Source organism: Caballeronia sp. INML1, from assembly GCF_023631085.1.
GTDB lineage: Bacteria > Pseudomonadota > Gammaproteobacteria > Burkholderiales > Burkholderiaceae > Caballeronia > Caballeronia turbans.
The window spans coordinates 293539-307865 of record NZ_JALQDT010000004.1; the positions used below are offsets into that span (position 1 = coordinate 293539).

Below are 14327 nucleotides of genomic sequence, written 5' to 3' on the forward strand. Positions count from 1 at the left end.
AAGAAGACGAGATTATGGCGAGCGTCGTACAGACTGTCAAGCCCTTCCACGCAAATTCTTAAGAACCGTATGGAAGGGCAGGTGAAGCCACAATCAATCCTCGTGATAGACATTCGACTTGCGCGTGTCCTTCACGAACAGCATGCCGATCACGAAGGTCCCAAGCGCGATCACGATCGGATACCACAGGCCCGAGTAGATGTCGCCACGGGCCGCGACGATCGCGAAGGCCGTCGCCGGCAGGAAGCCGCCGAACCAGCCATTGCCGATGTGATACGGCAGCGACATCGACGTATAGCGGATCCGCGCCGGGAACATCTCGACCAGCATCGCCGCGATCGGTCCATACACCATCGTCACGAAGATCACGAGGATCGTCAGAACCACGATCGCCATCGGCCAGTTGATCAGCGCCGGATCGGCCTTCGCCGGATAGCCCGCGCTCTTCAGCGTGCCCGCCAGCGTCTTGTCGAAGGCCGCGCCTTGCGCCTTGGCGTCGGCGGCTTTGCCGTCGTACGTGTTCACCACCGTCTCGCCGACCTTGATCTGCGCGAGCGTGCCCGCGGGCGCCGCCACGTTCTCATAGTTCAAGCCCGCCTTGGACAGCGCGCTCTTCGCAATGTCGCACGACGTCGTGAACTTCGACGTGCCGACCGGGTTGAACTGGAACGAGCACTCGTCCGGATTGGCGATGACGACGATCGGCGATTTCTGCGTCGCGGCTTCGAGCGTCGGGTTCGTATAGTGCGCGAGCGCCTTGAAGAGCGGGAAGAAGCTCAATGCGGCGATCAGACAGCCGGCCATGATGATCGGCTTGCGCCCGATGCGGTCCGAGAGCGAACCGAAGAACACGAAGAACGGCGTGCCGATCAGGAGCGCAATCGCGACCATGATGTTCGCGCTGGTGCCATCGACCTTGAGCGTCTGCGTAAGGAAGAAGAGCGAATAGAACTGGCCCGTGTACCACACGACCGCCTGGCCCGCCGTCAGACCGAAGAGCGCGAGCAACACGATCTTCAGGTTTTTCCACTCGCCGAACGCTTCCGTGAGCGGCGCCTTCGAGGTCTTGCCTTCCGCCTTGATGCGCTCGAACACAGGCGACTCGTGCAGCTTCATCCGAATCCACACGGACACGGCGAGCAGCAGGATCGACACGAGGAACGGAATGCGCCAGCCCCACGCGCCGAACTGCTCTTCGCCCATGATCGTGCGCACCGCGAGAATCACGATCAGCGAGATGAAGAGGCCGAGCGTCGCCGTCGTCTGGATCCACGCCGTCCACGCGCCGCGCTTGTTCGATGGCGCGTGCTCCGCAACATACGTCGCCGCGCCGCCGTACTCGCCGCCGAGCGCGAGACCTTGCAACAGCCGCATCGCGATGAAGATGACCGGCGCCGCGATGCCGATCGTCGCGTATCCCGGCAGGAAGCCGATCAGAAACGTCGACAGACCCATGATCACAATGGTCACGAGGAACGTGTACTTGCGCCCGACCATGTCGCCGAGACGGCCGAACACGATCGCGCCGAAGGGACGCACCGCGAAGCCCGCGGCGAAGCCCAGCAAAGTAAAGATGAAGCCGGCCGTCGGATTGACGCCAGAGAAGAAAGTCTTGCTGATATAGACGGCGAGCGAGCCCGCCAGATAGAAGTCATACCATTCGAACACCGTGCCGAGCGATGAGGCGAAGATGACTTTCTTCTCCTCCGCCGTCATCGGTGCGTGTGACACGCGCCCCTCAACCGTAGCCATGTATCGTCTCCTGATTTGATTTTCGAATACATCGGTCCGCGATTAGGCGGCTCCGGTGCAACGATTATTGGAACGAAAACTTACGGCGTTCTGACGCGGTGGATGACGCGCCACACAAAGACTGAACGAGTATCTGTACGCCATTGTCGGGCATGTTATTCGAACGGTCGTTTAATTTCTTCTAACTTCGTTCTTCTCACGTGCGCAGAACGGCTATGCGACGCTTGCGCTCAGGGTTTGTCCCGGGCAGGAAAAACCCGCGGAAGAGTGACCCTTACAAGCGTTCCGGCGAGCCTCGGGCTTTCCTGATAGACGTGATCCTCGATGGCGAGCGTGCCGCCATGCATCGTCGCGATCTCCTTGACGATCGCAAGGCCGAGTCCGCTGCCGTCGCCCTCGCGCCCGAGTATCCGATAGAAGCGCTCGACCACGCGCTCGCGCTCCGCTACCGGAATGCCGAGGCCCGTGTCTTCCACTTCGAGATGAACGAGATCGAGATCGTGGTCGTCGATCCGCACGCGCACGGTGATGCGCCCGTCCGCCGGTGTGTAGCGGATCGCGTTGTCGATCAGGTTCGACAGCATCTCCCGCAACATCACGACGTTGCCTTCCACTTCGACCGGAAACGGCGGCTCCTCATAACCGAGGTCCATGCGCTTGGCGAGCGCGGCTTGCACCCAGTCGCGCACGGCGAGCCGCGCGAGGTCCGTCAGCACGACGGGGGTGAATATCTGCCCCGTCGCGCGATTCTCGGCGCGTGCGAGCGCGAGCAGTTGCGTCACGAGGCGCGCCGCGTGCTCGGAGCTCATGGCGATCTGTTCGAGCGAGCGCTGCACTTCCGTCGACACGTCCTGGCGCATCGCCAGTTCCGCCTGCATGCGCAGGCCCGCGAGCGGCGTCTTCATCTGGTGCGCGGCATCGGCGATGAAGCGCTTCTGGAACTCCATGTTCTGCTCGAGGCGCGTGAGCAGATCGTTGAACGACGCGACGAGCGGCGCGATCTCCGGCGGCGCACTGCCCGCCTGAAGCGGCGAGAGATCGTCGGGGCGGCGTGCGCGGATGTTCGACTGCAACGCATGCAGCGGCGCGAGCCCGCGCGACAGTCCGAACCATACGAGGATGATGGCGAGCGGCAGGATCACGAACTGCGGCAGGATCACGCCCTTGATGATGTCGTTGGCGAGCTGGCTGCGCTTGTCGAGCGTTTCGGCCACCTGCACGAGCACCGGCTGCGCGCTGTCAGGATCGCGTCCGGGCGCGAGTCCGGGCAGATAGACGGTCGTATAGGCGACGCGAATGTCGTTGCCGCGCAGCACGTCGTCGCGAAACTCGACGATGCCCGGCTGCGGACGATCGTCGTCATGCGGCAAGGGCATGTCGCGGTCGCCGCCGACCAGCTCGCCGCGCGTGCCGAGCACCTGGAAAAACACGCTGTCGACGTTATCGGCGCGCAGGAAATCGCGCGTCGCATCGGGCAGGCGCAATTCGGCGACGCCATTGACAGGCTGAATCTGGCGCGCGAGCACGTAGGCGTCGGCTTCGAGCGCGCGGTCGAACGGCCCGTTCGCGATCGATTTTGCGACGAGATACGTCACCGCGATGCTCATCGGCCAGAGCAGCAGAAGCGGCGCGAGCATCCAGTCGAGAATTTCACCGAAGAGCGAGCGCGGATGCGTCTCGTTGTCGGGCTCGAGTTCGTCGGGCGGCGCGAAGGGATTGGCGTAGCGCGCGTCGCGCAGGGCGTCGGAATCGTCGGCGTTCGCCTGTGCCTGGCTTTTCGACTCGGGCGGTTCGGTGGAAACGGGCGACGCCATGCACTCTACTTATAGTGATGGCCGGTGGCGACGCCCGACGGTTGCGGGCCCGCGCCGTTCGCGCCGTGTGTGCCGCTGGTACCGCTCGTACCGCTTGTGCCGCTCGTGCCGCTTGCGCCAGGTGTCGCCGCGCCCGCTTTCTCGAGCGTGTAACCCAGGCCGCGTACCGTAATGATCTTCGCGCCGCTCGGCTCGATCTTTTTTCTAAGCCGATGCACATAGACCTCGATCGCGTTATTGCTGACTTCCTCGCCCCACTCGCACAGATGATTGACGAGCTGTTCCTTCGACACGAGCCGGCCGGTTCTTTGCAATAACACTTCGAGCACACCGAGCTCGCGCGCGGACAGATCGATGACCTGATCGCCGATCGTCGCAATTCGTCCGACCTGATCGAAAGAAAGCGAGCCGTGCTTCACGACCGTCGGGCCGCCGCCCGCGCCGCGCCGTGTGAGCGCGCGCACGCGCGCTTCGAGCTCGTTCAGCGCGAAAGGCTTGGCCATATAGTCGTCCGCGCCGAGATCGAGGCCCTTGACGCGTTCATCGACGCTGTCGGCGGCGGTCAGAATCAGCACGGGCATCTGCGAGTTGCGCGCGCGCAGGCGGCGCAGGACTTCGAGACCGGGCATGAGCGGCAGGCCCAGATCGAGTATCAGCAGGTCGAACGTCTGCAAGGAAAGAGCGGTGTCCGCCTCGACGCCATGCTTCACATGGTCGACGGCGTATCCCGATTGGCGGAGTGATCGGACGAGGCCGTCCGCGAGTATGCTGTCGTCTTCGGCAATGAGGATTCGCATCGTCGTGTGCGCCTTTTTTACGCCGTGCATGCGCGATGAAGCGCATCGGCATTGCCGGCACCGTGTGTCGCCCGGCGCGGCGGTCTCCAGGTGTTTCATAGTCTTTGCGCGTCTCGCGCGGCGTGGAAAAAAGTTGCGTCACGCCGATCTGTGCTTGCAAAAACTACTGTTTTTTTATACAGTGTCTGCGTGAGTGGAAGCGCGGTTTCGTATGCTCGATCGAGCAGCGGAAAAGCCCGTGAACACTGCCTCAGACGCCGTTCATCATAGCAAAGGACGATTCATGGAAGAAAGCAAGAAAGGCCCGGCTGGAATGACTGCGGAAAAGAGCAAAGCCCTGGCCGCCGCGCTCTCGCAGATCGAAAAGCAATTCGGCAAAGGGTCGATCATGCGGCTCGGCGCAGGTGAGGCGGTCGAAGACATTCAGGTGGTCTCCACCGGTTCGCTCGGACTGGACATCGCGCTCGGCGTCGGCGGTCTGCCGCGCGGCCGTGTCGTGGAAATCTACGGCCCGGAGTCCTCGGGTAAAACTACGCTCACGCTGCAGGTGATCGCGGAGATGCAGAAGCTCGGCGGCACGGCGGCGTTCATCGACGCGGAACACGCGCTGGACGTGCAATACGCGCAAAAGCTCGGCGTGAACGCGCAGGATCTGCTGATCTCGCAGCCGGACACGGGCGAGCAGGCGCTGGAAATCGCGGATGCGCTGGTGCGCTCCGGCTCCATCGACATGATCGTCATCGACTCGGTCGCGGCACTCGTGCCGAAGGCGGAAATCGAAGGCGAAATGGGCGATTCGCTTCCGGGTCTGCAAGCGCGTCTGATGTCGCAGGCGCTGCGCAAACTCACCGGTACGATCAAGCGCACGAACTGCCTCGTGATCTTCATCAACCAGATTCGCATGAAGATCGGCGTGATGTTCGGCAACCCGGAAACCACTACGGGCGGTAACGCGCTCAAGTTCTATTCGTCGGTGCGTCTGGATATCCGCCGTATCGGCTCGATCAAAAAGAACGACGAAGTCATCGGTAACGAGACGCGCGTGAAGGTCGTGAAGAACAAGGTGTCGCCGCCGTTCCGCGAAGCCATTTTCGACATCCTGTACGGCGAAGGCATTTCGCGTCAGGGCGAAATCATCGATCTCGGCGTGCAGGCGAAGCTGGTCGACAAGGCTGGCGCCTGGTACAGCTACAACGGCGATCGCATCGGTCAGGGCAAGGACAACGCGCGTGAATTCCTGCGCGAGAATCCGGACATCGCACGCGAGATCGAGAACAAGATCCGCGAATCGCTGGGTGTGGCCGCGTTGGGCGAGGCTGTTGTCGCAGGCGCCGCAACGGCCGACGACGAGTAAGCATCGGGCCTGAAGGGCGATGCAGAAGCGTCGGTTCGGAGCGAAGGCTGACACGGCGGATGACGGAACCGATAACGGTTCCGAATCCGCCGATCGCTACGAACGAAGCAGCGAGCGACGGGGTGCATCGTCGAAGTCCAGCGGCTTCAAACGCAGTAACAAGCAGCGCGCCGACGCGAAGTCATTCGCGTCGGCGCGTCGCGTTTTTGACCGCGCTAAAGACGGTGAAAGTGGCGCGGACCAGAGTGATCGCGCGGCGCGTCTGGCGCAAGCGCGCGCTCTGCTGAAACAGGCAACCGAGCAGCCGAAGGCGCGTCCCACTGATCGCGCGCCGCAGCCCGCCGAGCCTGCAAGCAAACCGTCCGAACCCGAGCCCATTCCCTTCACGGATCCGTTCGAAGACGCCGATCCTTTCGAGCCCTTCGAACAGTGCGTGCCTTGCGAAGGACCGCACGCCGAATCGGCCGAGCCGGTCTACAGCCGCTCCAGTCAGCGCACTCGAAAGACTTCGGCTACCGAAGTCGGCAATTCCAAACGCCCGCAACGCTCCCTGAAGGGGCGCGCGCTCGCGTTTCTCTCGCGGCGCGAATACAGCCGCGCGGAGTTGTCGCGCAAACTGCGCCCGTACGTCGACGAGGCCGATTCGCTCGAATCCCTTCTCGACGGCCTCGAGCGCGACGGCTGGCTGTCGAATGAGCGCTTTGTCGAAAGCGTCGTGCATCGGCGGGCGTCGCGCATGGGCGGCAGCAGGATCATCGACGAGTTGAAGCGTCACGCCGTCGGCGATGCGCTCATCAGCGAAACCGCCGACAAGCTCGCGCAATCCGAGACCGCGCGCGCCCGGGCCGTTTGGGAGAAGAAATACGGCATGCCGCCCGAGACGCCTGCCGAGCGCGCCAAGCAGGCCCGTTTCCTGGCCGCGCGGGGTTTTTCGAGCGGCACGATCGGCAAGATCCTGAAAGGCGGCGAGGAAGACTGGAGCGAAGAGATCGTCGACGACTGAGCGCCGTCCATCTCCTGCGAACCGCACGCGCGTTTCATTCGTCACGCGTATGCCCGGCTCCAAATACCCAATATGCTAAAATTCCACGGTTTTCCCCGTACCGGCTCACTTTCAGCATGCCTCTCTCGCCTCCCGCTCCCCGACAATTGCGCCATCGTCGCGCGATTCGGCTGGAAGCGTTCGAGCGTGACGATGGCCTGTGGGATATCGAAGCCTGTCTAACCGATGAGAAGCCGCGCGACTTTCGCCTCGCGACGGGCGTCCGGCCACACGGCCTGCCGATCCATGAACTCTGGCTGCGCATCACCATCGACCGCAAGCTCACCATCGTCGACGTCGAAGCATCGTCGGACTGGTCGCCCTATGGCGGTCTGTGCGCCGAGTCCAATCCGGTTTATCGCAAGCTCATCGGGCTCAATCTCCTCCAAAGTTTTCGCCGCGAAGCCAACAAGCTGCTGCGCGGCGCGGCCGGCTGCACGCATCTCACCGAATTGTGCGGCGTTTTGCCGACCGCAGCCATTCAGGCATTCGCCGGCGCGTCTGGAAGATCGAGAACGGCAATCCGTTCAATCAATCCGACGCAGTTCATTCCTCCACGACCGCAGCGCGGGACGAGCCGCCGTTTCAGCTCGGCCGATGCCACGCATTGCGCTTCGACGGTCCCGCAGTCAAGGAGTATTACCCGCGCTGGTTCGGTCACGCACCCGCCGGGCAAACGGATACCGGCACAACGGTACAGGACAGGCCGGAGACAAAGTCCGCCTCGTAGCGCGCAGGCTGCGCTTGCGCGTACGCACGGAATTCAAACAAGAATCGAAGAAGATCAGCGGTTCAAACACATAGAAGTTCACTCCAACTCTCAGACTGAAGGAATCACGCATGAAGATTCACGAGTACCAGGGTAAGGAAATCCTGCGGAAATTCGGCGTCGCGGTCCCGCGCGGCAAACCCGTGTTCTCGGTGGATGATGCGGTCAAGGCCGCGGAAGAGCTGGGCGGCCCGGTTTGGGTCGTCAAGGCGCAGATTCACGCCGGCGGCCGCGGTAAGGGCGGCGGCGTGAAGGTCGCGAAGTCGATCGAGCAGGTCCGCGAGTACGCGAACCAGATCCTCGGCATGCAGCTCGTCACCCACCAGACCGGCCCCGAAGGCCAGAAGGTGAATCGCCTCCTGATCGAAGAAGGCGCGGACATCAAGAAGGAACTGTACGTCGGCCTCGTGCTCGACCGCGTTTCGCAGAAGGTCGTCGTGATGGCGTCGAGCGAAGGCGGCATGGACATCGAAGAAGTCGCGGAAAAGACGCCCGAGCTGCTGCACAAGTTCGCCGTCGAGCCGTCGACGGGTCTGCAGGACGCAGACGCGGATGACCTCGCACGCAAGATCGGCATCCCCGACGCATCGATCCCGCAAGCGCGCGCGATCCTGCAAGGCCTGTACAAGGCGTTCTACGAAACCGATGCATCGCTCGCGGAAATCAACCCGCTGATCGTGACCGGCGAAGGCAAGGTCATCGCGCTCGACGCCAAGTTCAACTTCGATTCGAATGCGCTCTTCCGTCACCCGGAAATCGTCGCGTACCGCGATCTGGACGAAGAAGATCCGGCTGAAGTCGAAGCGTCGAAGTTCGACCTTGCGTACATCTCGCTCGACGGCAACATCGGCTGCCTCGTGAACGGCGCGGGTCTGGCGATGGCGACGATGGACACCATCAAGCTGTTCGGCGGCGAGCCGGCCAACTTCCTCGACGTCGGCGGCGGCGCGACGACGGAGAAGGTGACCGAAGCGTTCAAGCTGATGCTGAAGAATCCGAACCTGAAGGCGATTCTCGTGAACATCTTCGGCGGCATCATGCGCTGCGACGTGATCGCGGAAGGCGTGATCGCGGCGTCGAAGGCAGTGCATCTGCAAGTGCCGCTCGTCGTGCGCATGAAGGGCACGAACGAAGACCTCGGCAAGAAGATGCTGGCTGATTCGGGCTTGCCGATCATCTCGGCGGACAGCATGGAAGAAGCCGCGCAGAAGGTCGTCGCGGCAGCCGAAGGCAAGTAAGCGCGTTTTCGCTTACCGAGCCTAAGAGAGCGTTCCACCAGATACGAATGGCGGCGCCGGGCGCGAGCCTGAGCGACGCCAAACGAACAGAGGTCACTACATGTCGATTCTGATCAACAAAGACACGAAGGTCATCACGCAGGGCATCACCGGCAAGACCGGCCAGTTCCACACGCGGGCGTGCCGCGAATACGCGAACGGCCGCGAAGCGTACGTCGCGGGCGTGAACCCGAAGAAGGCCGGAGAGGACTTCGAAGGCATTCCTATCTATGCGTCCGTCAAGGAAGCGAAGGCTGAAACGGGCGCCACCGTTTCGGTGATCTACGTGCCGCCCGCAGGCGCAGCCGCTGCGATCTGGGAAGCCGTCGAGGCCGATCTCGATCTCGCGATCTGCATCACGGAAGGCATTCCGGTTCGCGACATGCTCGAAATCAAGGACCGCATGCGCCGCGAAAACCGCAAGACGCTGCTGCTCGGACCGAACTGCCCCGGCACGATCACGCCGGACGAGCTGAAGATCGGCATCATGCCGGGTCACATCCACAAGAAGGGCCGCATCGGCGTGGTGTCGCGTTCGGGCACGCTGACGTATGAAGCGGTCGGTCAGTTGACGGCGCTCGGCCTCGGCCAGTCGTCGGCGGTCGGTATCGGCGGCGATCCGATCAACGGTCTCAAGCACATCGACGTGATGAAGATGTTCAACGACGATCCGGAGACGGACGCCGTCATCATGATCGGCGAGATCGGCGGTCCGGACGAAGCGAATGCCGCTTACTGGATCAAAGACAACATGAAGAAGCCGGTCGTCGGCTTCATCGCGGGCGTGACGGCGCCCCCGGGCAAGCGCATGGGCCACGCTGGCGCGCTGATCTCGGGCGGGGCGGACACGGCGGACGCCAAGCTGGAAATCATGGACGCGTGCGGCATCAAGGTCACGAAGAATCCGTCGGAGATGGCGCGTCTGCTGAAGTCGGTTCTCTGACATCGAGCGGGCAAATTACGCGAGGGTTTGGTACTCTTACTGATTCCTTTCGTATAAAGCCGATCAAAAGCGAGGGAGCGTTGCTTCCTCGCTTTTTCATTTCGGCGCCTGCTTTCTCTTTGCTACATGCTCGAATTCTTCTCAACGCTTCATTGGGGCGCGGTCGTTCAGATCATCGTGATCGACATTCTGCTCGGCGGCGATAACGCCGTCGTGATCGCGCTCGCTTGCCGCAACCTCCCCGATCAGCAGCGCACGCGCGGCATCGTGCTCGGTACGCTCGGCGCGATCATCCTGCGCGTCGTGCTGATTGCGTTCGCCGTGATGTTGCTCGACGTTCCGTTCCTCAAGTTCGTGGGCGGCATGCTGCTTTTGTGGATCGGCGTGAAGTTGATGCAGCCGGATCACGACGAGCATCAGATCACCGCATCGGACCGTCTGTGGGCGGCGGTGAAGACGATCATCATCGCGGATGCCGTGATGAGCCTCGACAACGTGATCGCGATCGCCGGCGCGGCCGAAGCCGCCGATCCGCGTCATCGGCTCGCATTGGTGATCTTCGGGCTGATCGTGAGCATTCCGCTCATCGTGTGGGGCAGCACGCTGGTGTTGAAGCTGCTCGACCGCTTCCCGGTCGTCGTGCTGCTCGGAGCGGGCCTGCTCGGATGGATCGCGGGCGGGCTCATCATCGACGATCCGTTCATCGACCGATGGCCCGCGCTCAACACCGAACTCGCCGGCTATACGGCACGCGCCGCCGGCGCGTTGTTCGTCCTTGCGCTGGGCTGGCTGCTCAAGCGCCGCGCGCTCGCCGAGGGCAATCGCGCGGCTGGCTGAGCACACGTCCGCGAAATTGCCTAGGCCGTTCGGCCGACTGTCGCCCGTTGCGCTCCCTCAATACGATCGAAGCGTCCTGACCGCATCGCGCGGCAGGGCGCTTTCTTGTTTTCTTGGAGCAGCAATGACGACGATGGCTTGTAGTTTGGGCGCGCCGTGCGAACGGCGCGCAGGGTGGTTCGGGAGGCGCGCGCAAGAAGTGCTGACGCGCGGCTTCACGTTGATCGAACTGATGATCGTGCTCGCGATCGTCGGCGTGGTCGCGGCGTATGCGATACCCGCTTACCAGGATTATCTGGCGCGAAGCCGCGTGGGCGAGGGCATCACGCTCGCGGCGGCCGCGCGGCTCGCGGTCGCTGAGAACGCGGCGAGCGGCGCGGATCTCGCGGGCGGGTTTTCGTCGCCGCCGGGCACGCGCAACGTCGAGTCCATTCACGTCGACAGCGACACCGGGCAGATTACGATCGCCTACACGACGCGCGTCGCGCCCGCGGGTTCGAACACGCTCGTGCGCTCGTACCCTCGACGCCCGATAACGCCGATACCCCGACCGCGCGCGTCGCGTTGAGCCGCGGCGTCGTGCAGGCAGGCTCGGTGACATGGGAATGCTTCGCGGCCGCAAAGACGGACTCGTCGCTGCCCGCGCCGGGCGCCGGTCCGTTGCCGGCGCAGGCGCCGACGCTCCGGGCGAACCTCGCACCGCCGGAGTGCCGCGCGTAAGCGGTGCGAAAGTTCGGCACGAGAGGTAAGCGCGGCGGCAGGATTTACGGCGCCGCCGCGTCTTTGCGACGTCGTTTTTGCACGATAAGCAGCGATTTCGTTGCAATTCCGGCCGTCCCTACGTGCGACACGCACGCTCGTGTCCGTATGCCCCACGTTACGGGGCATCGACTAGAGGGTTATTGAATCGGCCTCGGCCGGATCACCATGCCCTCCACAGGCGGCCCCCTTGTGGGCCGCAATTTAGGCAGTAGACGTGCTGTTTGTGAGCACGGTTTCTTTTAGTGAAAGCGGGACCCGGAGTAGTTTGCCGGATACCGCATTGCATTGACCTGATTACCGTCAGGTCCCGCCCAGTCAGCGGCTTCCTCTCCGCCGACAGGGCGGAATGATGTGTGCATTTCCTGCGCCACTAGGCGACGGAGTCGCTAGCCGATACGAGCGAAAGCTCGGTGTGTCATTGTTTTGCCTCACCTGCAGTCTGGGCGAGGAAGTGAACCTGCTGTACGACCAGCAGTAGCCTAGGAAGACATGCGTCACTGGCAACGGTGGGGTGTGAAGCTCTTCTGACAACGTAGCCCCTGGACGTTTCGGGCAGACCGGTTCCGCGAGGAACGATCTGGAGACTCCCAGCAGCAAGGGGGTTGAGGAGCTAGGCTGGCTGATAAGGTTAACGTACGTGAACTGCTGATAAACCTCGTAAGCACTGAGGAGCCAAAGCTGCTTGAACATCGGGCTCTAACCAAAAGGTACGTGGCTGGTTAATCCGCTCAACCGTCGGATTACGTCGTCATCAAGCCACCGGGGAAGAGGCAGAACCTACGTCAGTCGTGTGACATGCCGGGAACGTGGTAAGCCTGTATGGTTGCCAGTGCTGTACTGCTGGCAGGCGAACCGTAAGGGACGCTGTTGATTGTGCAGGTATGGGAGGACGGAAAAAGCGAATGCTGGGCTGTAATGGTTCGGATAGGGGCTTAGACATCGCCCCACGCGAAAGCGGGCAGACTTCCGTCTGGTCTACCGTCGTAAGACGGCTGACTACCCTCTGTAACTTGGTGAGGTACGGGCGCATGCGCTCGTACTGAGGTGTTTGATCGAGATATGGGTGCATGCGCCCATATTGAGGTGTTTGTTGTTCCCCAGCGGGGTGTGTCTTCCCGCTGGGGAAGATGCGCCTCCTGCCGGGGATCTAATCCAAGGTAGGAGAGCAGCATGAAAGTATCCAGTCGAAAGACCGGATCTGCGCTTTCCCACGCGCCGGATAACTGGTACGCCGTCGATTGGCGTCGGGTTGAACGGAACGTGAGAGGGATGCAGATCCGAATTGCGAAGGCGACGCGGGAAGGCGACTGGCGCAGGGTGAAAGCCTTGCAACGGATGCTTACCCGCACGTTGTCCGCAAAGTTGTACGCGGTACGACGTGTTACGCAGAACCAGGGTGCGCGAACGGCTGGAGTCGATCGCGAACTGTGGGATTCGCCTGAAAGCCGATGGCGTGCCGTCGGCAGGTTAAAGCGGCGTGGATACAGGCCTCTGCCTTTACGGAGAGTCTTTATCCCCAAAGCCAATGGAAAGGAGCGCCCTTTGGGCATCCCAACCATGCGGGACAGGGCGATGCAAGCCCTGTATTTGCTGGCTTTGGAGCCGGCGTCGGAGTCGACGAGCGATCCGAACTCGTATGGGTTCAGGTTAAACCGCTCGACGGCCGACGCCATGTCCCAGATTTTCGTTGTCATGGCCCGGCGCAGTTCATCGCAATGGGTGCTCGAAGCGGATATCAAGGGGTGCTTTGACCACATCAACCACGACTGGCTGGAACGACATGTCCCGATGGATAGGGAAGTCCTTCGGAAGTGGTTGAAGGCTGGCCTGATTTACAAGGGGCAGCTACAGGCGACTGAGGCCGGTACGCCGCAGGGAGGCATCATCTCCCCGACGCTGGCAAACGTGACGCTGAACGGGCTGGAGCGTGAACTGATTGCGCACCTCGGTGCGAAATTCGGGATCGCAAAGGCAAAGAAGCTGAAAGTGAATGTGGTTCGATATGCGGATGACTTCGTGATCACCGGCGACTCGAAAGAGATTCTGGAAAACGAGGTCAGGCCTTGGGTGGAAGCATTCCTTGCTGTACGAGGCTTGCGACTGTCCGAGGCGAAAACGCGTATCACACACATTGACGAAGGCTTCGATTTCCTTGGGTGGAATTTCCGGAAGTACTCGGGGACACTGCTCATCAAGCCGAGCCGGAAGAATGTGCAGACGTTCTACCGAAAGGTGGCGGATACGATCAGCGGTCACAAGACGGTGAAACAGGCGGAACTGATCCGCCTGCTGAACCCGATGTTACGGGGCTGGGCGCAGTATCACAGCTCGGTGGTTGCCAAGCAGGCCTACAGCCGCATGGAGTCGCTGGTGTTTTTCCGACTCTGGCGGTGGTCGAAACGGCGGCATCCGAACAAGAACACCGATTGGGTGAAGCAGAAGTACTTACACTCGACCGGTAGTCGAAATTGGGTGTTCGCTGTCCCGATAGTTCGGGACGATGGGAGTACGGGGTTGCTTGAGCTGTACCAACTCAGCGGTATGGAAATCAGGCGACACAAGAAGGTCAAGGGTGACTTCAATCCCTTTGATCCGCAGTGGGAGCAATACGGGGAGCAGTTGCGACAGATGCGCATGTGGGAATCAATGCGCTATCGCAAGCAATGGGCTTCGCTGTATATGTCACAGAGCGGGATGTGTGCGCACTGTGGTAGTGCCCTGACGGAAGAGACTGGCTGGCACGATCATCATCTTGAATACCGGATGCATGGCGGATCAGACGCTCTCTCCAACCGGGTTTTGCTCCATCCGGACTGCCACCGGCAGGTGCACGTTGGTAAACTTGTCGTAACTAAGCCGGCCCCGTCGTTGCAATGACGGGGCTTTGTATAAGAAATCTGTAGGCTCGAGCCGTATGCGGGGAAACTCGCACGTACGGTTCCTAGGGGGCTCCTCTTTCGCAAGGAGGGGGGGCTACCCT

Annotated in this window: 9 protein-coding genes and 2 pseudogenes; 8 read left to right on the plus strand and 3 right to left on the minus strand. The window is 61.9% G+C overall.

Annotation, left to right across the window (positions count from 1 at the left end; genetic code table 11):
* Window positions 1-93: 93 nt before the first annotated feature.
* The 3 genes from NCR38_RS02400 to NCR38_RS02410 all read right to left on the minus strand — a co-directional run bounded on the left by NCR38_RS02400 (window position 94) and on the right by NCR38_RS02410 (window position 4363).
* A complete protein-coding gene (locus NCR38_RS02400; RefSeq protein WP_250476334.1) occupies window positions 94-1752 on the minus strand; it encodes an MFS transporter in 1659 nt (552 codons plus the stop codon).
* 230 nt (window positions 1753-1982) lie between these two features.
* A complete protein-coding gene (locus tag NCR38_RS02405; RefSeq protein ID WP_061117715.1) occupies window positions 1983-3566 on the minus strand; it encodes a sensor histidine kinase in 1584 nt (527 codons plus the stop codon).
* Window positions 3567-3571: 5 nt separating this feature from the next.
* Window positions 3572-4363: a response regulator transcription factor gene (locus tag NCR38_RS02410; RefSeq protein WP_086960958.1), complete on the minus strand. Its 792-nt coding sequence runs from the start codon at window positions 4361-4363 to the stop codon at window positions 3572-3574.
* 283 nt (window positions 4364-4646) lie between these two features.
* On the opposite strand from NCR38_RS02410, the gene recA reads away from it, so the two are divergent.
* From recA to ltrA, 8 genes and pseudogenes are all read left to right on the plus strand, one after another.
* Window positions 4647-5717 (plus strand): recombinase RecA, encoded by a 1071-nt coding sequence (gene recA, locus NCR38_RS02415; protein WP_061117714.1) that lies wholly within the window; start codon window positions 4647-4649, stop codon window positions 5715-5717.
* A gap of 19 nt (window positions 5718-5736) precedes the next feature.
* Window positions 5737-6720 carry a recombination regulator RecX gene (gene recX / locus NCR38_RS02420; RefSeq protein ID WP_061117713.1) on the plus strand — a complete coding sequence of 328 codons (984 nt, stop codon included), beginning with the start codon at window positions 5737-5739 and terminating at the stop codon, window positions 6718-6720.
* 116 nt (window positions 6721-6836) lie between these two features.
* A pseudogene (locus NCR38_RS02425) lies at window positions 6837-7489 on the plus strand (DUF2889 domain-containing protein).
* Between the two features lie 110 nt (window positions 7490-7599).
* Window positions 7600-8766, plus strand: a complete 1167-nt coding sequence (gene sucC, locus NCR38_RS02430) for an ADP-forming succinate--CoA ligase subunit beta (protein WP_061117711.1) — start codon at window positions 7600-7602, stop codon at window positions 8764-8766.
* Window positions 8767-8866: 100 nt separating this feature from the next.
* Window positions 8867-9748 (plus strand): succinate--CoA ligase subunit alpha, encoded by an 882-nt coding sequence (gene sucD, locus NCR38_RS02435; protein WP_008351350.1) that lies wholly within the window; start codon window positions 8867-8869, stop codon window positions 9746-9748.
* 126 nt (window positions 9749-9874) lie between these two features.
* Window positions 9875-10585: a TerC family protein gene (locus tag NCR38_RS02440; RefSeq protein ID WP_061117710.1), complete on the plus strand. Its 711-nt coding sequence runs from the start codon at window positions 9875-9877 to the stop codon at window positions 10583-10585.
* Between the two features lie 156 nt (window positions 10586-10741).
* Window positions 10742-11305, plus strand: a pseudogene (locus tag NCR38_RS02445) (pilin).
* Window positions 11306-12517: 1212 nt separating this feature from the next.
* Window positions 12518-14224: a group II intron reverse transcriptase/maturase gene (gene ltrA, locus NCR38_RS02450; protein ID WP_250476335.1), complete on the plus strand. Its 1707-nt coding sequence runs from the start codon at window positions 12518-12520 to the stop codon at window positions 14222-14224.
* Window positions 14225-14327 lie beyond the last annotated feature (103 nt).

What these genes read in the sequence shown, in the direction of transcription:
- NCR38_RS02410 (WP_086960958.1), bottom strand. Translation starts at nt 4,363, where the DNA reads ATGCGAATCCTCATTGCCGAAGACGACAGCATACTCGCGGACGGCCTC.
- ltrA (WP_250476335.1), top strand. Translation starts at nt 12,518, where the DNA reads ATGAAAGTATCCAGTCGAAAGACCGGATCTGCGCTTTCCCACGCGCCG.
- NCR38_RS02405 (WP_061117715.1), bottom strand. Translation starts at nt 3,566, where the DNA reads ATGGCGTCGCCCGTTTCCACCGAACCGCCCGAGTCGAAAAGCCAGGCA.
- sucC (WP_061117711.1), top strand. Translation starts at nt 7,600, where the DNA reads ATGAAGATTCACGAGTACCAGGGTAAGGAAATCCTGCGGAAATTCGGC.
- recA (WP_061117714.1), top strand. Translation starts at nt 4,647, where the DNA reads ATGGAAGAAAGCAAGAAAGGCCCGGCTGGAATGACTGCGGAAAAGAGC.
- sucD (WP_008351350.1), top strand. Translation starts at nt 8,867, where the DNA reads ATGTCGATTCTGATCAACAAAGACACGAAGGTCATCACGCAGGGCATC.
- recX (WP_061117713.1), top strand. Translation starts at nt 5,737, where the DNA reads ATGCAGAAGCGTCGGTTCGGAGCGAAGGCTGACACGGCGGATGACGGA.
- NCR38_RS02440 (WP_061117710.1), top strand. Translation starts at nt 9,875, where the DNA reads ATGCTCGAATTCTTCTCAACGCTTCATTGGGGCGCGGTCGTTCAGATC.
- NCR38_RS02400 (WP_250476334.1), bottom strand. Translation starts at nt 1,752, where the DNA reads ATGGCTACGGTTGAGGGGCGCGTGTCACACGCACCGATGACGGCGGAG.